At 58.4% G+C, this 17541-nt stretch carries 15 protein-coding genes; 10 read left to right on the plus strand and 5 right to left on the minus strand.

The features are described from left to right. Positions 1-6: 6 nt before the first annotated feature. The 8 genes from GS612_RS11795 to GS612_RS11830 all read left to right on the plus strand — a co-directional run bounded on the left by GS612_RS11795 (position 7) and on the right by GS612_RS11830 (position 12211). A complete protein-coding gene (locus GS612_RS11795) occupies positions 7-1440 on the plus strand; it encodes an FAD-dependent oxidoreductase (RefSeq protein ID WP_171640513.1) in 1434 nt (477 codons plus the stop codon). A 23-nt stretch (positions 1441-1463) separates the two neighbouring features. After that, positions 1464-1901, plus strand: a complete 438-nt coding sequence (locus GS612_RS11800; protein WP_171640515.1) for a GFA family protein — start codon at positions 1464-1466, stop codon at positions 1899-1901. Continuing rightward, positions 1898-6430 carry a glutamate synthase large subunit gene (gene gltB / locus GS612_RS11805; protein ID WP_171640517.1) on the plus strand — a complete coding sequence of 1511 codons (4533 nt, stop codon included), beginning with the start codon at positions 1898-1900 and terminating at the stop codon, positions 6428-6430. Before GS612_RS11800 ends, gltB begins: the two co-directional genes overlap by 4 nt. A gap of 180 nt (positions 6431-6610) precedes the next feature. Continuing rightward, positions 6611-7525 (plus strand): Hint domain-containing protein, encoded by a 915-nt coding sequence (locus GS612_RS11810; protein ID WP_171233493.1) that lies wholly within the window; start codon positions 6611-6613, stop codon positions 7523-7525. A gap of 39 nt (positions 7526-7564) precedes the next feature. Beyond that, positions 7565-8299, plus strand: a complete 735-nt coding sequence (gene mtgA / locus GS612_RS11815; protein ID WP_171640519.1) for a monofunctional biosynthetic peptidoglycan transglycosylase — start codon at positions 7565-7567, stop codon at positions 8297-8299. Positions 8300-8357: 58 nt separating this feature from the next. Further along, positions 8358-9023: a glutathione S-transferase family protein gene (locus GS612_RS11820; protein WP_171635778.1), complete on the plus strand. Its 666-nt coding sequence runs from the start codon at positions 8358-8360 to the stop codon at positions 9021-9023. 74 nt (positions 9024-9097) lie between these two features. After that, positions 9098-10135 carry a tRNA epoxyqueuosine(34) reductase QueG gene (gene queG, locus GS612_RS11825; protein ID WP_171640521.1) on the plus strand — a complete coding sequence of 346 codons (1038 nt, stop codon included), beginning with the start codon at positions 9098-9100 and terminating at the stop codon, positions 10133-10135. Between the two features lie 72 nt (positions 10136-10207). Beyond that, on the plus strand, positions 10208-12211 hold the full coding sequence (locus GS612_RS11830; protein ID WP_171640523.1) for a hydantoinase/oxoprolinase family protein: 2004 nt from the start codon (positions 10208-10210) through the stop codon (positions 12209-12211). Between the two features lie 39 nt (positions 12212-12250). On the opposite strand, the gene msrA is transcribed toward GS612_RS11830, so the two are convergent. Both msrA and msrB read right to left on the minus strand, forming a co-directional pair. Further along, positions 12251-12763, minus strand: coding sequence for a peptide-methionine (S)-S-oxide reductase MsrA (gene msrA, locus GS612_RS11835; RefSeq protein ID WP_152459670.1), 513 nt, complete (start codon positions 12761-12763; stop codon positions 12251-12253). Next, positions 12763-13209, minus strand: a complete 447-nt coding sequence (gene msrB / locus GS612_RS11840; protein ID WP_170345953.1) for a peptide-methionine (R)-S-oxide reductase MsrB — start codon at positions 13207-13209, stop codon at positions 12763-12765. Before msrB ends, msrA begins: the two co-directional genes overlap by 1 nt. 145 nt (positions 13210-13354) lie before the next feature. Between msrB and GS612_RS11845 the strand changes: the two genes are divergently transcribed. Beyond that, the gene (locus GS612_RS11845; RefSeq protein ID WP_171640525.1) at positions 13355-13876 is read left to right on the plus strand and encodes a glutathione peroxidase; all 522 of its coding nucleotides are present in this window, start codon (positions 13355-13357) and stop codon (positions 13874-13876) included. Here the strand turns inward: GS612_RS11845 and GS612_RS11850 are convergent. After that, the gene (locus tag GS612_RS11850; protein WP_171640527.1) at positions 13852-14739 is read right to left on the minus strand and encodes a DMT family transporter; all 888 of its coding nucleotides are present in this window, start codon (positions 14737-14739) and stop codon (positions 13852-13854) included. The two genes, GS612_RS11845 and GS612_RS11850, sit on opposite strands and share 25 nt — an antisense overlap. A 182-nt stretch (positions 14740-14921) precedes the next feature. Here GS612_RS11850 and GS612_RS11855 point away from each other — a divergent pair, with 182 nt between their 5' ends. After that, positions 14922-16118 carry a BCCT family transporter gene (locus GS612_RS11855; RefSeq protein ID WP_171640565.1) on the plus strand — a complete coding sequence of 399 codons (1197 nt, stop codon included), beginning with the start codon at positions 14922-14924 and terminating at the stop codon, positions 16116-16118. A gap of 201 nt (positions 16119-16319) precedes the next feature. Here GS612_RS11855 and GS612_RS11860 read toward each other — a convergent pair whose 3' ends face one another. Then, complete coding sequence (locus GS612_RS11860) at positions 16320-16838, minus strand: CHAP domain-containing protein (protein WP_253286156.1); 519 nt, start codon at positions 16836-16838, stop codon at positions 16320-16322. 298 nt (positions 16839-17136) lie between these two features. Continuing rightward, positions 17137-17424, minus strand: coding sequence for an HU family DNA-binding protein (locus GS612_RS11865; protein WP_068347305.1), 288 nt, complete (start codon positions 17422-17424; stop codon positions 17137-17139). Positions 17425-17541 lie beyond the last annotated feature (117 nt).

The following is a 17541-nucleotide window of genomic DNA, read 5'->3' on the forward strand; positions in this document are numbered from 1 at the left end:
TGACCCGTGGCCAAGCAACCGATGCTGAAATTTGTGCAGATCGACCGCGTCATGCCGGAAAAGCGTGCTGCCAATGACCGCAAGGACGACTTTGACGAGATCTATTCCGAGTTCGCCGCTGAAAAAGCAGCCGAGCAGGCAAGTCGGTGCAGCCAATGTGGTGTTCCGTACTGCCAGTCGCATTGCCCGTTGCACAACAATATTCCCGACTGGTTGCGCCTGACTGCGACTGGACGCCTGGAAGAAGCCTATCAGGTAAGTCAGGCCACCAATACCTTCCCCGAGATCTGCGGGCGCATCTGTCCGCAGGACCGCCTGTGCGAGGGCAACTGCGTGATCGAACAGTCGGGCCATGGAACGGTCACGATTGGTTCGATCGAGAAATACATAACGGATACCGCATGGGAAAAAGGCTGGGTCCAGCCGGTTGCTCCATCGGCCGAACGCGCTGAAAGCGTGGGCATCATTGGTGCAGGCCCCGGTGGATTGGCCGCTGCGGATATGCTGCGCCAGGCTGGTATCCAGGTCACGGTATACGACCGCTATGACCGGGCCGGTGGCCTGCTGATGTATGGCATTCCGGGGTTCAAACTGGAAAAAGACGTTGTTCAGCGCCGCAATGACCTGTTGGCTGATGGTGGGGTCGAGTTTGTTCTGAATTGCGACGTGGATGCGGCCAGGTTTGAAGAAATCCGGGCCAGGCATGATGCCGTTATCATCGCGACCGGTGTCTACAAGTCGCGCGACCTGGCAATGCCGGGCAGCGGTCTGGCCGGGATCGAAAAGGCGATCGACTTCCTGACAGCCTCGAACCGGAAAAGCTTTGGCGACGAGGTCGAAGAATTCGACAACGGCCGCTTGAACGCCCACGGCAAGAAAGTCGTCGTGATTGGCGGCGGTGACACTGCGATGGATTGCGTGCGCACTTCGATCCGTCAGGGCGCGACTTCTGTCAAATGTCTGTATCGCCGGGACCGGGCCAACATGCCGGGGTCACAGCGTGAAACGCAGAATGCCGAAGAAGAAGGCGTGATCTTCGAATGGCTCAGCGCGCCCAAAGGGTTCACGGGTGAAGACACGGTCAAGGGTGTCATCGTTCAGAAGATGCGCCTGGGACAGCCAGACGCATCCGGTCGTCAGGCCCCCGAAGTGATCGAAGGTGCGGACTATGTCGAAGACGCCGATCTTGTGATCAAGGCGCTTGGATTCGAACCTGAAGACCTGCCGACGCTGTTCGGACAACCTGATCTGCCGGTCACCCGCTGGGGTACGATCAAGGCGGCGTTCCAAACCGGCGAGACCGAAATGGACGGAGTCTATGCAATCGGTGACATCGTACGCGGTGCCTCGCTGGTGGTCTGGGCGATCCGGGACGGTCGTGACTGCGCTGATGCGATCATCGAACGCTTCAATGCTAAATCTGCCGTTGCGGCCGAATAATCCCGCGATCAGGAGGCTTCGAAATGCCTGAATTGCAAGGCCAATGCATGTGTGGCGCAGTTACGGTGACGGCAACTCCGGCGCGGGATGCGCTGGGGGCCTGCCATTGCGACCAGTGCCGGCGCTGGACCAGTTCCATGCTGGTGACGTTTCAGGCCGAAGAAGGCTATGCCGCGCTTGGACCGGTCAAAACCTTCACTTCCTCTGACTGGGCCGAGCGCGCCTTTTGCGCCGATTGCGGCTCGGCGCTTTGGTATCGGATCACGCTCCCGGGCGAGATGCACGGCCAGACGCAAATGGCGGCAGGTCTGTTTGACAACACCGCAGGCAACCCACTGAAACTTGAACTTTATATCGACAAAAAGCCCCAGGGCTACGCGTTCGCAGGCGAACGCCGGCAGATGACCAAAGCCGAGGTCGAAGCCATGTACGCCCCCTCTGACGAAGGAGACAGCCAATGACCAAATATGATGCCGATTGGGTGCGGGCCGAAAAAGCCAAGCGCAAATGGATGGCTGAAAATGGTCTCTATTCCGAGGAAGAAGAGCATTCTTCCTGCGGTGTGGGTCTCGTTGTGTCCGTGGATGGGAAAGCGTCGCGCAAGGTTGTGGACGCCGGTATCGACGCGCTCAAGGCGATCTGGCACCGCGGCGCGGTTGATGCTGACGGCAAGACCGGTGATGGCGCGGGCATTCACGTGCAGATTCCGGTCTCGTTTTTCTACGATCAGATCAGGCGCACAGGCCACGAGCCCAAATTGGACGAACTTATCGCTGTTGGTCAGGTTTTCCTGCCGCGCACCGACTTTGGCGCACAGGAACAGTGTCGGACCATCGTGGAAAGCGAAGTTCTGCGCATGGGCTATTACATCTATGGCTGGCGTCACGTGCCGGTCGATGTCACCTGTCTGGGTGAAAAAGCCAACGCCACCCGGCCCGAGATCGAGCAGATCCTGATCTCGAATTCCAAAGGTGTGGACGAAGAGACCTTTGAGCGTGAACTCTATGTCATTCGTCGCCGTATTGAAAAGGCCGCCTCGGCTGCGGGTATTTCCGGGCTGTACCTGGCGTCGCTGTCCTGCCGTTCGATCATCTACAAGGGCATGATGCTGGCCGAGCAGGTTGCCGTCTTCTATCCCGACCTGATGGACGAACGGTTTGAATCCGCCTTCGCAATCTACCACCAGCGCTATTCCACCAACACCTTCCCGCAATGGTGGCTGGCGCAGCCCTTCCGCATGTTGGCGCATAACGGCGAGATCAACACGCTGAAAGGCAACATCAACTGGATGAAAAGCCACGAGATCCGCATGGCGTCCTCGACGTTTGGGGATTATGCCGAGGATATCAAGCCGATCATCGCCGGAGGATCGTCGGATTCGGCCGCATTAGACTCTGTTTTTGAGGTTCTGGTGCGCGCAGGTCGCTCGGCCCCGATGGCGAAAACCATGCTGGTTCCGGAAAGCTGGTCCAAGCAGGCGGTGGAACTGCCGCAGGCGTGGCGCGACATGTATTCTTACTGCAACTCGGTGATGGAGCCGTGGGACGGCCCCGCCGCGCTGGCCATGACGGATGGCCGCTGGGTCTGTGCTGGGCTGGACCGCAACGGCCTGCGTCCGATGCGTTACGTCGTGACTGGCGATGGTCTTGTCATTGCGGGATCCGAGGCCGGCATGGTGCCGATTGATGAGTCCACAGTGACCGAAAAAGGCGCGCTGGGCCCCGGTCAGATGCTGGCTGTCGACATGAAAAAGGGCAAGCTGTATCGCGACACCCAGATCAAGAACAAGCTGGCGAGCGCATTGCCGTTTGGCGAATGGGTCGGCAAGATAAACGATCTGGACGAGGCGCTGGCAGGCGTGACCGAAAAGCCGATTTTTTCGGGTGAAGATCTGCGCAAGCGCCAGATCGCGGCAGGCTATTCAGTCGAAGAGCTGGAGCAGATTCTTGCGCCTATGGCTGAAGATGGCAAAGAAGCGCTGGCGTCCATGGGTGACGATACGCCCTCGGCGGTTCTGTCCAAGCAATACCGCCCGCTCAGCCATTTCTTCCGGCAGAATTTCAGCCAGGTCACCAACCCGCCGATCGACAGTTTGCGCGAATACCGCGTCATGTCCTTGAAAACCCGGTTCGGGAACCTGAAGAACGTGCTGGATGAGGACAGCAGCCAGACCGAGATCATCGTTCTGGAAAGCCCCTTTGTTGGAAACGCGCAATGGGATGAACTGGTTGGGAACCTCAATGCTCCGCTGGCCGAAATCGATTGCAGCTTTGAGCCCGGTCAAGGTGCGCTGAGCGCGGCTTTGGCCCGTGTCAGAGCCGAAGCTGAAGAGGCTGTCCGGTCTGGCGCCGGGCATCTGGTGCTGACCGACATGCACTCGGGTGAAGATCGTGTGGCGATGCCGATGATCCTTGCCACCAGCGCAGTGCACTCACACCTGACCCGTCAGGGCCTGCGGACGTTCTGTTCCTTGAACGTACGCTCGGCTGAATGTGTCGATCCGCATTACTTTGCGGTTCTGATCGGCTGTGGCGCGACCGTTGTGAACGCCTATCTGGCCGAAGACTCGCTGGCCGACCGGATCGAACGCGGGTTGCTGGATGGCACCCTGACCGAAAATGTTGCGCGCTACCGCGAAGCCATCGACCAAGGCCTGTTGAAAATCATGGCCAAGATGGGAATTTCGGTGATCTCGTCTTATCGTGGAGGTCTGAATTTCGAGGCTGTAGGCCTGAGCCGCGCGATGGTCGCCGAGTACTTCCCGGGTATGACCAGCCGGATTTCCGGCATCGGCGTCACCGGCATTCAGGCAAAGGCCGAAGAAATCCATGCCAAGGGCTGGAACAGTGGTCTGGACGTCTTGCCGATCGGTGGTTTCTACAAGGCGCGGCAATCGGGTGAAACCCACGCGTGGGAAGCGACCTCGATGCATATGATGCAGATGGCTTGCAACAAGGCGTCCTATGAGCTGTGGAAACAGTATTCTGCCAAGATGCAATCGAACCCGCCGATCCATCTGCGCGACCTGATGGATTTCAAACCATTGGGCAAACCGGTACCGATCGAAGAGGTGGAATCGATCACCTCGATCCGCAAACGGTTCGTCACGCCGGGCATGTCGCTGGGCGCGCTCAGCCCCGAGGCGCACAAGACGCTGAACGTGGCGATGAACCGGATCGGCGCCAAATCCGACTCGGGTGAAGGTGGGGAAGATCCCGCACACTTCGTGCCCGAGCCGAATGGCGACAACCCCTCGGCCAAGATCAAGCAGGTGGCCTCGGGCCGGTTCGGTGTGACCGCCGAATACCTGAACCAGTGCGAAGAGCTGGAAATCAAGGTTGCCCAAGGTGCGAAACCGGGCGAGGGCGGCCAGCTGCCGGGCATGAAGGTCACCGACCTGATCGCGCGTTTGCGGCATTCCACCAAGGGCGTGACGCTGATTTCTCCGCCGCCGCATCATGACATCTACTCGATCGAGGATCTGGCGCAGCTGATCTATGACCTGAAACAGATCAACCCGCGCTGCAAGGTGACGGTGAAACTGGTGGCGTCTTCGGGCGTTGGCACGATTGCTGCCGGTGTGGCCAAGGCGAAAGCGGATATTATCCTGATTTCGGGTCACAATGGCGGTACGGGTGCCTCACCCGCGACCAGCATCAAATATGCTGGTCTGCCTTGGGAGATGGGCCTGACCGAGGCGCATCAGGTTCTGGCGATGAACAACCTGCGCGACCGGGTGACTCTGCGCACCGATGGCGGCCTGCGCACCGGGCGCGACATCGTCATGGCGGCGATGATGGGGGCCGAGGAATACGGCATCGGCACCGCCGCCCTGATCGCGATGGGCTGTATCATGGTGCGTCAATGCCAGTCGAACACCTGCCCCGTCGGCGTTTGCACGCAGGATGAATCGCTGCGTGCCAAGTTCACCGGCAACGCGGACAAGGTGGTGAATCTGATCACCTTCTACGCGCAGGAAGTGCGCGAGCTGCTGGCCAGCCTTGGCGCGCGTTCCGTGGATGAAATCATCGGTCGGGCCGATCTGCTGGCGCAGGTTAGCCGGGGTTCGGCACATTTGGACGATCTGGATCTCAACCCGCTGCTGATCACCGTCGATGGTGCGCATAACATCGTGTACAATCGCGACAAGGACCGCAACGCCGTGCCCGACACGCTGGATGCCGAGATCGTGCGCGATGCGGCACGGTTCCTGAAGGACGGCGAGAAGATGCAGTTGTCATATGCCATCCAGAACACGCACCGCACTGTCGGAACCCGTATTTCCAGCCACATTGTGCAGAACTTCGGCATGCGGAACACGTTCCAGGATGACCACCTGCACGTGAAACTCCAGGGTTCGGCCGGTCAGTCTCTGGGGGCTTTCGCTGCCCCGGGTCTGAAGCTGGAAGTGTCGGGGGATGCCAATGACTATGTTGGCAAGGGCCTGTCTGGCGGCACGATCGTTGTGCGCCCGCCGCAGGTCAGCCCGCTGAAGGCAGACGACAACACAATCATCGGCAACACGGTTCTCTACGGTGCAACTGACGGCCATCTGTTTGCGGCCGGCCGCGCGGGTGAACGGTTTGCCGTGCGCAACTCGGGCGCCAAAGTTGTGGTTGAAGGGTGTGGCTCGAACGGGTGTGAGTACATGACCGGCGGTGTGGCCGTGATTCTTGGTGATATCGGGGCCAATTTCGGTGCCGGGATGACCGGTGGCATGGCATATCTGTATGATCCCGAAGGCAAGGCCGAAGCGTTGATGAACAAGGAAACGCTTGTGACCTGCCCGGTCACCGTGGACCATTGGGTGGATCAATTGAAAGCCTTGATCACGCGTCACGCCGAGGAGACTTACAGCCGCAAGGCTGCGGATATTCTCCAGCATTGGGATGTGGAAAAGGGCAACTTCTTACAGGTTTGTCCCAAAGAAATGCTCAACAAACTCAGCCACCCGCTGAGCGAAGAAGCCACGGCAGTTCCGGCGGAGTAAGCCGAAATTCCACCAAAAAACCGGCCCCGCGTGCCATTTGCAGCACGCGGGGCCACAGTTTTTGTGAGGTTTCGGTGGGATTCTTGCTTGTTCTTCCGAATTTCGCCATGCTTTTTTCACCTTGTAGTGATAGCCATTGCCTGTTTCGGTTTCTAATGGTGACAGAGTAGGGGCAACAGTATGCCAACGACATATCGCGATCAGTTCTTCACCTTTGATCCCGCAAGCCCGCCACCAGCGGGAACGGCCGTCGCGGTCAGCAATTTCACCCTGACTGATGCGAATGATGACAATCTTATTGACGCGCCCAGTGGTGACACGGTCAACGGTCAAGACGTTACAAATTCCTGGCCAGGCGATACTGTAACGATCAACGTGTCAGGCGTTGGGAACGTGACCTATACAGGAACCACGTTCTACCTGGCCGATGGGTCTCGGGCTTTCACCCCCACAGACGGCCAGGTTCTGCAGCCCGGAACGCTGGTGTCGACCACTTTTGTTAACACGTCAGGCCCGCTGAATGTCGGTAACCTTGGGCCGCCGTGCTTTACGGCCGGGACCATGATCGCCACACCGGAAGGTGAACGCGCGGTTGAGGATTTGAAGGCTGGTGATCTGGTCATCACGGTGGATCACGGACCACAACCCTTGATTTGGGTCGGATGTACAACCGTCGCAGCCGAAGGCAAACTGGCCCCAATCCGTTTCGATGCCGGGGTGTTTGGTCTGGATCGCCCCTTGCTGGTTTCACCGCAGCACCGGATGCTGATCGAAGACTGGCAGGCGTCCTATTTGTTCGGCCATACCGAAGCGCTGGTTCCGGCGCATACTCTGGTCAACGATGACACTGTGAAACGGGTCGAGGGCGGTGAGGTTGAATATTTCCACCTGTTGTTCAAACAGCATGAGATTGTTTTCGCCAACGGAGCAAAAAGCGAAAGCTATTATCCCGGGCACGCTTTGTCGGCTTCGGATCGGGAAACGCAAAGCGAAGTGCTGCACTTGTTTCCCGAGTTGACCGGGCTTGATCCGATGTCGCTGAAAACCGCGCGCCCGATCGTTCATCCACGCGAGGCGCGCGCTTTCGCGATTTAGGCCGTTTCAAACCGGAACCTTGCGTCGTATAGCTGAGACATGGCGAAGAAAGCAGCCCGCAAATCCGGCGGAAAAAAACGCAAGGCATCCAGAAAGAAGGAACCAGTGGCGCGGCAGATCCGCCGCTGGGTAACGCGAGCGATCATGGCGGTTTTGGGCCTCGTGGTTGCTCTGGTCCTGATTTATTCGGTGGTGAACCCTCCTGTCACCCACACCATCTGGTCGGAATGGCGCCGGCTGGGAAAGGTTGAACGCGAATGGGTCCCGATCGAAGACATGGCACCGATCATGGCAAGATCAGTTGTTGCAGCCGAGGACGCAAATTTCTGCCTGCATTGGGGCTTTGACGTCGAAGCCATCCGCGATGCGCTTGAGGATGGCGGCAATCGTGGTGCCTCGACCATCACGCAACAGGTGGTGAAGAACGTGTTCCTCTGGCAGGGCCGCAGCTGGGTGCGCAAGGCATTGGAAACCTCGATCACGCCGGTGGTTGAAATATTCTGGAGCAAACAGCGTATTCTTGAGGTGTATCTGAATGTCGCCGAAACGGGAAATGGCGTGTTCGGGGTGGAAGCCGCCGCGCAACGCTATTTCAACACCAGCGCGGCAAAGCTGACTTCGGTTCAAGCGGCGCGAATTGCCGCAATCCTGCCATCCCCGCGCAACCGGTCGGTCACGGATCCGACTGCGCGCACCCGCAGACGGGCGGCTTCGATCCTCGATGGGGCGGCCACCATCCGCGCAGATGGTCGCGCGGATTGTTTCGAGGATTGAAACCCGCTATCTGCCAAGGCTAAATCTGTCGGGTATTCACTGGTTCGAATGGAAGTCCATGGCGCGTCTGTTTCACGTTCCCCTCTCTCCGTATTGTCGCAAGGTCCGCCTGTCGCTGGCGGAGAAGAAGATCGAGGTTGAGCTGGTAGAAGAGCGATACTGGGAACAGGATCCTGATTTTCTGCGGCGCAACCCAGCGGGAAAAGTACCCGTGTTGCGTCTGGATGGGCAGATCATGTCGGAAAGCGCGGCGATCTGCGAATACATCGAAGAAACCCGCCCAGAGCCACCTTTGATGCCGAAAACCCCCGAAGCCAGGTTTGAAGTAAGACGCCTTGTCGGTTGGTTCGACGACAAGTTTCACCACGAGGTGACATCAAAGCTGTTGTATGAGCGAGTGAACAAAAAGGTGACAGGACAGGGGTATCCGGACAGCAAGAATGTCAAGCAGGGTGCCAAGGCGATCAAGTACCATCTGGATTACATGGCGTGGCTGCTGGATCACCGCCGTTGGCTGGCGGGGGATCAGATGACATTGGCGGATTTCGCGGCCGCCGCGCATCTGTCTTCGCTGGATTACATCTCGGACGTGGACTGGAACCGTAGCCAGGTGGTCAAGGACTGGTATGCCAAGATCAAGTCTCGACCGGCATTTCGGTCAATTCTGGCGGATCAGGTGCCAGGGTTCCGACCGCCGCCCCATTACGCTGATCTGGATTTCTGATAGGGTGCGCAAGGGGGGCTGTCTGCCCCCCATCGCGCCAAGGGCGCGATTTCCCCCGAGGATATTTTGGCCAGATGAAGAGCGGATCGGATCTTAAGGAAAAGCTGGTGCAACAAGCCCAGGCAGAGGGGTTTGTTGCCTGTCGCGTGTGCCGCCCTTGGGATGTTCCACAGGTTCCGAAACGCTTGCGGGCATATCTGGACGCCGGGTACCACGGGCAAATGGGATGGATGGCCGAACGCACGCATTGGCGTGGCGATCCTGCCGCCCTTTGGCCCGAGGCGCAATCGGTGGTCATGTTGGCCGAAAGCTATACGCCGGAACATGACCCGACGGAGATCCTGAAACACCCGGATCGTGGTGCAATTTCGGTCTATGCGCAGAACAAGGACTATCATGATCTGGTCAAGAAGCGGCTGAAGCGGTTGGCGCGATGGCTGATTGCCGAAGCCGGAGGTGAGGTAAAGGTATTTGTCGATACCGCGCCGGTTCCCGAGAAGGCGCTGGGATATGCCGCCGGACTGGGGTGGCAGGGCAAGCACACCAATCTTGTAAGCCGCGAATGGGGAAATTGGGCCTTTATAGGGTCTGTTTTCACTACTCTGGACCTACCGGCGGACAATTCAGAGATCGATCATTGCGGATCGTGCCGCGCCTGTCTGGACAGCTGCCCGACCGATGCGTTTCCGGCCCCCTATCAACTGGATGCACGGCGGTGCATTTCATACCTGACCATTGAGCATAAAGGCCCGGTGGACCATGAGCTGCGCGGAAAGTTGGGCAATCGGATCTATGGCTGCGACGATTGTCTGGCGGCCTGTCCATGGAACAAGTTTGCCGTCGCAGCGAGCGATATGCGCTATGCCGCCCGGGACGATCTGAAAGCGCCCGGTTTGGAAGAACTGGCGGCGCTGGACGATGCCGCTTTTCGTGCAAAGTTTTCCGGCTCGCCGATCAAACGAATCGGCCGGGACCGGTTCGTGCGCAATGTTCTGTATGCCATTGGAAACTCGGGACAGCCGAAACTGAAAGCAGTGGCTCAGCGTCTGTTGGAAGACCCGGATGAGACCGTGGCAGAGGCGGCGCGTTGGGCGGTGGAACAACTGTCATAATTGCCGCAAACAGGCTGGACGTGTCGTGCATAACCGCTAAACCCATCCGCAGCGAACAGACAGGAGGACCCGATGACGTTGTCTTTGGGGGTAGATACGGGCGGGACCTATACCGACGCGGTGCTGATCAGGGATGAGAAAGAAGTCATCGCCTCGGCCAAGTCGCTGACCACCCGGGCGGATCTGGCGATTGGGGTGGGCAAGGCGATCTCGTCTGTGCTGGCAGAGGCGCAGGTCACGCCGGATCAGATCTCGATGGCGTCATTGTCGACGACGCTGGCCACGAATGCTCTGGTCGAGGGGCAGGGTGGCCGTGTCGCGTTGATCTATATCGGGTTCAAGGACAGTGATCTTGAAAAACACGGGCTGAAAGAGGCGCTGAAGGGCGATCCGGCCCTGGTGATTGCAGGGGGGCATACCTATTCCGGTGGGCAGGCTGCCGCCTTGGATGCCGCAGCGCTTGAGGCCTTTTTGGATTCGCATAAGGGGATTTCCGGCTTTGCGGTTGCTGCTCGGTTCGCCACCCGCAACCCGGCGCATGAGTTGGAAGCGGCGCGCATAATCTCGGAAAGAACCGGGGCGCCGGTGACCTGTTCGCATCACTTGTCCGCCAAGCTCAATGGTCCGAAACGCGCGGTGACGGCTGTGCTAAATGCGCGGTTGATCGGGATGATCGACCGATTGATCGGGCGTGCACAGGATCAGCTGCATGCGCTGGGAATTTCGGCGCCGATGATGGTGGTGCGCGGCGATGGCGCCCTGATGAGCGCGGAACAGGCCCGGGAACGGCCGATCGAGACTATTCTGAGCGGGCCTGCGGCTTCTATCGTCGGGGCGCGATGGCTTACCGGAGCGGACAATGCGCTGGTCTCGGACATCGGGGGAACGACCACTGATGTGGCACTTATCCGGGACGGAAAGCCCGCGATCGACCCGGCCGGGGCGCAGGTGGGTGGGTTTCGCACCATGGTCGAAGCCGTGGCGATGCGAACCCATGGTCTGGGCGGCGACAGTCAGGTGCATGTTGCGACCGAAGGGTTGCGGGGCGGTGTGTTCCTGGGCCCGCGTCGCGTGTTGCCCGTTTCGCTGATTGCATCAGAAGCGCCCGATGTTGTGCATTCCGTACTGGATGAACAATTGCGGGCCACGACCGTGGGCGAGCATGATACGCGTTTTGCCCGCCGCGTGCCCGGCATCCATGCTGAAGGAGTCGGCGCGCGGGAAGAAAGCCTGCTGGAGAGGCTGGGAGATCGCGTTCTGCCCCTGAGCGCCTTGCTGCGGTCTCGGATGGAGAACGGGGCGCTGATGCGCCTGGTCGATCGCGGAATCATCCAGGTGTCTGGGGTTACGCCATCTGATGCCAGTCACGTGTTGGGGCGGGTTCGTGCCTGGGATGTCGATGCGGCGCGCAAGGCATTGGAACTGATGGCACGCAAACGGGTCGGGTCAGGGGATATGTTGGCAAACTCTCCCGAAGCGCTGGCCCAGATGATCGTGGATCAATTGACGGAACAGACCAGTTTGACCTTGTTAGAGGCTGCTTTTGACGAAGAACAGGTTGGTTTTGGTCTGCCTTCGCAAGACTTGGCGCGTCATGTGCTGACACAGCGCGGGTTGGCACAACACCGTGGGTTGCTGTCGCTGAGCGCTGCTTTGAATGTGGATGTGGTTGGCCTTGGGGCGTCGGCCCCCAGCTATTACCCTGCGGTGGGTGAACGGCTGCACTGCCGAATGATCCTGCCGGAACATGCGGGCGTGGCAAATGCGATTGGTGCTGTCGTGGGGCGGCTGACCCTGCGTCGCTCGGGCACCGTCACATCCCCGGCGGAAGGGCGATATCGTGTGCATCTGGAGGATGGCCCGAAGGACTTCGCCGCGTCAGAGGACGCTCTGGCCCTGTTGGAAAAGGTACTAATGTCCGAAGCAGAGGGCGCAGTACGAGAAGCCGGCGCAGAAGACATTCGCGTGATCGTGGATCGTGACATCAAAACCGCGCGAGTCGAGGCAAAGGATGTTTTTGTCGAGGCCCTGATCACGGTAGAGGCAAGCGGACGTCCACGGGTGGCCGCGGGCTAGCCCCCCTGAAAGCTTCAGAGGGGCCGGGCAGGTGGTGCTTTATTCTGCTGCGCTTGAGCGTTTGGGCAGGACCCAATCCTGACGCGGGAAGTGGCAAGTATAGCCGTTCGGGATCCGCTCCAGGTAATCCTGATGCTCGGGCTCGGCTTCCCAGAACTCTCCGACAGGTTCGACCTCGGTCACGACTTTTCCGGGCCACAAGCCGCTGGCATTCACGTCGGCGATCGTGTCCAGGGCCACCTGTTTCTGGGTGTCATCCACGTAGTAGATCGCAGATCGATAGCTCATGCCGATATCGTTGCCCTGACGGTTGACCGTGGTCGGGTCATGGATCTGAAAGAAGAATTCCAGCAGGTCGCGATAGCTGATCCGAGACGGATCGAACCAGATCTCGATCCCTTCCGCGTGGGTGCCGTGATTGCGATAGGTCGCGTTGGGCACGTCACCGCCGGTATAGCCGACACGCGTACGCGACACGCCCGGCAGTTTGCGGATCAGGTCCTGCATCCCCCAGAAGCAGCCCCCGGCCAGTACAGCGCGTTGCTCGGTCATCAGATATCCTCCACATGAATCAGGTATTCGCCATACCCTTCGGCTTCCATCTCATCCCGATGAATGAACCGAAGCGAGGCAGAGTTGATGCAGTACCGCAAACCGCCATGTTCACGCGGACCGTCCGGGAAGACATGCCCCAGATGGCTGTCGCCGTGTTTCGAGCGAACCTCGGTCCGGATCATGCCATGCGTGGTATCGCGGAACTCTTCGACATGTTCGTGCACGATCGGCTTGGTGAAACTGGGCCAGCCACACCCGGATTCGTATTTGTGGGTCGAGGCAAACAGCGGCTCACCTGATACGATATCCACATAAATGCCCGGTTCCTTGTTGTTCAGGTATTTCCCGGTGCCCGGACGTTCTGTACCACTGCGCTGGGTGACGTGAAACTCTTCGGGCGAAAGCGCAGCAATGGCCGTGGGGTCTTTGGTATAGCGAGTCATGGATCCTCCGGCTGAAATAGTGTTTGCGCCATTATCTGGGGGCTGCGAGGTGGAAAGCAAAGCGATATTTCAAACCGCTCTCGCAGTCGTGCAAGTGATCTGAACACCAAAAACGCGCGTATCAGAATGAAAGGGAGGACAAGACATGATGAGATTGCTGCTTTTGACTGCCCTGATCTTGCTGGGCCGCGCCGTCCAGGCGGCGCCGCTGACCGGTGAGTTCGACTCGATCGACGGAGGCACATTGGCCATCGAAGAGTGGCGCGGCCAACCCATCCTGGTGGTCAACACCGCGTCACAATGTGGGTTTACCGGGCAATACGAGGCTCTGCAAAAGGTGCATGAGGCCTATTCCGGCAAGGGGCTGGTCGTTCTTGCGGTTCCGTCGGATTCATTCAATCAGGAACTTGGGTCCGCGGATGAGGTGAAACAGTTCTGCGAGATGAACTATGGGCTGACCCTGCCGATGACGGATATCACTCCGGTCAAAGGGGCTGACGCCCACCCGTTCTACAAGGCCGTTGCCGCGCAGACCGGGTTCACGCCCAAGTGGAACTTCAACAAGATCCTGATCGATCCTGAGGGTGAAGTCGCGGCGACTTTCGGGTCAAATGTCAAACCCGATTCCCGCAAACTGCTGTCTCAGGTCGAGGCTTTGCTGCCCTGAACAGGCTGGCGTGAAAGCTGAACCGCAAGAATGCCAAGGGTTGTAACCGCGACGCCAACTGCGTCCATGGCACCGAGCTTCTCGCCCAGTAGAATCGCCGCGATGGTGACCCCGAACATGGGGTTCAAAAAGTGGAAGGTGGCGGCCCGAACGGCTCCGATCCGGTCCAACAGCAGGAACCAGATCAATGTCGCCAGCAATCCGGGGAAAAGGGTTGTGTAGGTAAAAGCCAGCGCCAGTGGCAACGTCGGGTGGATGTAGATGGTCTCAAAGACCGGAGCAGCCGCAAACAGCGCGGCTGAGCCAACCAGCATCTGCAAGCCGACGACCATCATGAAATTTCCGCCGGATGTTGCACCGCGAACGGCCAAGGTTGCAAAGGTCAAGGCAAGAGCACCCAAACCGCAAAGCGCGACCCCGAACATATCAACGCCCGCGCTGATCCGGCTGCTCATGATAAGGGCGACTCCGGCGAAACCGGCGAACAGACCCAAAACACCCAGTGGCCGCAGCTTTTCGCCGAAAATCAACCACCCCGCCAGCGCCACCAACAAGGGCATGGTGGATGCGATAATGGCCGCGACCGAAGCCTCGACCGTCTGCATCGCATAGAAATTCAGACCCAAATACAGGGCATTTTGGCAGATCCCGAACAGTATCGTTGCGCGCCATTGGTTTCGGGTCAGGTGCCAGCTTTGCCCCATCGCGCGGGCAATCATGACCCCCAGAACACCGGAAATCAGAAACCTCAAGGCCAGCGAAAACAGAGGGGACGCATCCGCCACGATAATACGCGCCGAGGTAAAGGCAGATGACCAGATCAGGGCAAATGTCAGCCCCATGGTTATGGCGCGCAGATCCATGGAGACCCCCTGTCACTTTGCGCGGACTGTTCCTGATTCTGGGGTCGGTCGCAAGCGGTGCGCGTCAAAAAAGACACATGCGTGATGCAAGAAAAGCCTTGCGCATGTTTATATTGATTGACTGACCAATTAAAGATATCGGCGTCAGGACCTGACATATCAAGGGAGGTTTGTCGGTGCTTCTGGAGTACATTCTATCGTTTGGCGTCCTGCTGGCATTGGGGCTGGTCGCTTTCTTCGTCGTGAAATGGTGGAACCTGCGCTGTGTCGGCGTGACACCGGTTCATCTGTTCACGTTCATCGCGATTCTGTTCACATCCGGCCTGGATGTCGGCCTGATCATGTTTCCATTGACCGAATTCGGAGGATACGCCGAGGACCCGGCCTATGCCTTTGCCAACCCGCTGGCGATCGAATTCGGATTCTGGGGTTTTCTGATCTGGGCCTTCTACTTCCTGACGGCTTTCTACTTCTGCGTGATCGAACCCCGCGTGAAGTTCTTTGAGATCCCGGTGGTCAAGCTGATCAACAACGTGGTGATCATCGGCACATGCGCCTTCACCGCCAGCCTGTTCCTGATCTACCTGCCCGGCTATCTGCCCGAGGTCGGCGATGGCGAATCCGTCGTCACCACCTTCTACATCATCGTGTTTGTCGTCATTCTGGCGGCGGCCTATTCCTCGACCGATCTGAAATACGTTCGCATCCTGTCCGTCGGTTCGACCTTTCTGTTCCTTGCCCTGATTCTGGGCATGTGGGCAGCCGCAGGTATGGGCGTGACCGGGTTCGTGGAAACCGGCAGCAATATCGGCGCCTATTTCGCCAACCTGCACAAGTTCGTCCTGCCATTGACCGACTATCACGCGTTCTACCTGTTCTGGTGGTTTGCATGGTCGATCATGATCGGACAGTTTACGTCGCGCTTTGTGGGTGGTCTGACCACGTGGCAGTTGCTGGCCGCGTTGTTGATCTTCCCGTCGATCCCGCTGGGGATCTGGTTCACCGTTCTTTACTATTACCACCTGAACGGCATCAGCACCGCGGGCATCACCAACATTGCGATGGTGATCGTGGGTGTGACGTTCGTGATCAACTCTCTGGATTCGCTGATCCGTCTGTACACCGACAACCTTAACCTGACCGTCGAGCGGTTCGGAAAGGCGATCTATGTGGCGGGCAACGTCGCGCTGCTGTTTGTCCTGACCCTGCTGTTCCAAAGCCAGTGGCTGCAAATCCAGTGGATCGGAGCGGTCGTGGTTGGACTGTATCTGGCTTGCGTCGTCTATATCCTGATCACCAAACGCCAGGACGTAATGAGTATCGAGTCGATGCCAGAAGATCGTGATCTGGACTTCCACAAGGTTGAAACGGTCCACTGACCGGACCAGAGACACAAAACAGAAACGGGCGCCTCTGGTGCCCGTTTTTTTTTTGACCGACAATATCGCAGCTTTGGACAATCTTCGGGCTTTTCAACCACGCGACATCCCAACCCGGGCGGCGGCTGCCTTTGCGACACGATCAAAAGGGATGTTGCCCGCGTTGCAATCAACCCGCCCGTGAAATAAAATTGGGCAAGGCTACTCTTCAACCGCCGGATAGATGAACCCGTTTACCGGGTAGGGATTGCCGTAGCGGCCCGGTTGGCTTTCAACCCGAACCAACGTCCAGTCATTGTTTTTTGAGACATCCTTCACGCCCATCTTCAACGACACCTTGTTTCGGTGCCAGTTGGCGTGATTCACGATGACTTCCCGGTCGGTGACGATATCGGATACGACTGCCACATGGCCCAGGGGCATTCCGCGGGTTGCCCGAAACGACATAACCGCACCAACAACCGGTTCCTTGCCGCGCTCAAACACTTGCTGCGCCCTTCCCCACCAGTCCTTCGCGTTGCCGCGAATTTCAATACCGCTGAGGTCTCGGGCGTAGGGCACGCACCATACTCTTTGCCCTCTGGCCCGCTTTTTCGAGACCTCTTGCAGCGCCATCAACTGACGTTCAGGGTCGAGATTTTCATTGGTGGTGCTTTGCGCGCAGGCAGAGACAAGAGTGATAAGACCCACCGCAATCGCGGAACGGGTGCTGCCAGACAAGCGCGGCCAAGTCTTTTTCTTTCTACAGACGCTGTTTTGCAAGATACTTCATTGCCGGTTCGAAGATTGACGAAGTTGTAAGGTGATCGGACAAGCCTTGAAAAGAGGCCCGCAAACGCCATGGCAAGATTTTGCCGGTTCTCTGACCCTGAAGGCGCATTTTCACTTGGGTGGCGAAAATCCGGGCCGAAACATGCTGTGCGAAACGGGTTCAAACCCGGAAGGCACAACAAATTCAAGACGATAGAAAAAGGGCCCCCCGAAGGCGGCCCCCTATCGTTGTCCTGAAAAGCTGAAATCAGCCGTTCACGCTGTCTTTCAGCGCTTTGGCGATGGTCATTTTCACAACCTTGTCGGCTTCTTTGGTGAAGGTTTCACCAGTGGCCGGGTTGCGGACCTGACGCTCGGGCCGCTCGCGGCAGTAGATTTTGCCGACGCCGGGCAGGGTCACTGCGCCACCGGCCGAAACTTCGCGGGTAATCAGGCCGGTGATGGCCTCCAGCGCGGCGTTCGCGGATTTCTTGTCGGTTCCCATTTCCTCAGCGAGAGCAGCTACCAGCTGAGTCTTTGTCATAGGCTTTGCCATTTCTTGGTCTCCTTAACGTGCCCGATCTATAGGGCCTCACCGCGTAACTGTAACGGGATATTGTGGCCAAACACAACGAATAGTAGCGCTGAAACCCCTAAAAATATGGGGAAAACG

Source organism: Ruegeria sp. HKCCD6157, assembly GCF_013110685.1.
Lineage (GTDB): Bacteria > Pseudomonadota > Alphaproteobacteria > Rhodobacterales > Rhodobacteraceae > Ruegeria.

What these genes read in the sequence shown, in the direction of transcription:
- GS612_RS11800 (WP_171640515.1), top strand. Translation starts at nt 1,464, where the DNA reads ATGCCTGAATTGCAAGGCCAATGCATGTGTGGCGCAGTTACGGTGACG.
- gltB (WP_171640517.1), top strand. Translation starts at nt 1,898, where the DNA reads ATGACCAAATATGATGCCGATTGGGTGCGGGCCGAAAAAGCCAAGCGC.
- GS612_RS11810 (WP_171233493.1), top strand. Translation starts at nt 6,611, where the DNA reads ATGCCAACGACATATCGCGATCAGTTCTTCACCTTTGATCCCGCAAGC.
- mtgA (WP_171640519.1), top strand. Translation starts at nt 7,565, where the DNA reads ATGGCGAAGAAAGCAGCCCGCAAATCCGGCGGAAAAAAACGCAAGGCA.
- GS612_RS11820 (WP_171635778.1), top strand. Translation starts at nt 8,358, where the DNA reads ATGGCGCGTCTGTTTCACGTTCCCCTCTCTCCGTATTGTCGCAAGGTC.
- queG (WP_171640521.1), top strand. Translation starts at nt 9,098, where the DNA reads ATGAAGAGCGGATCGGATCTTAAGGAAAAGCTGGTGCAACAAGCCCAG.
- GS612_RS11830 (WP_171640523.1), top strand. Translation starts at nt 10,208, where the DNA reads ATGACGTTGTCTTTGGGGGTAGATACGGGCGGGACCTATACCGACGCG.
- msrA (WP_152459670.1), bottom strand. Translation starts at nt 12,763, where the DNA reads ATGACCGAGCAACGCGCTGTACTGGCCGGGGGCTGCTTCTGGGGGATG.
- msrB (WP_170345953.1), bottom strand. Translation starts at nt 13,209, where the DNA reads ATGACTCGCTATACCAAAGACCCCACGGCCATTGCTGCGCTTTCGCCC.
- GS612_RS11845 (WP_171640525.1), top strand. Translation starts at nt 13,355, where the DNA reads ATGATGAGATTGCTGCTTTTGACTGCCCTGATCTTGCTGGGCCGCGCC.
- GS612_RS11850 (WP_171640527.1), bottom strand. Translation starts at nt 14,739, where the DNA reads ATGGATCTGCGCGCCATAACCATGGGGCTGACATTTGCCCTGATCTGG.
- GS612_RS11865 (WP_068347305.1), bottom strand. Translation starts at nt 17,424, where the DNA reads ATGGCAAAGCCTATGACAAAGACTCAGCTGGTAGCTGCTCTCGCTGAG.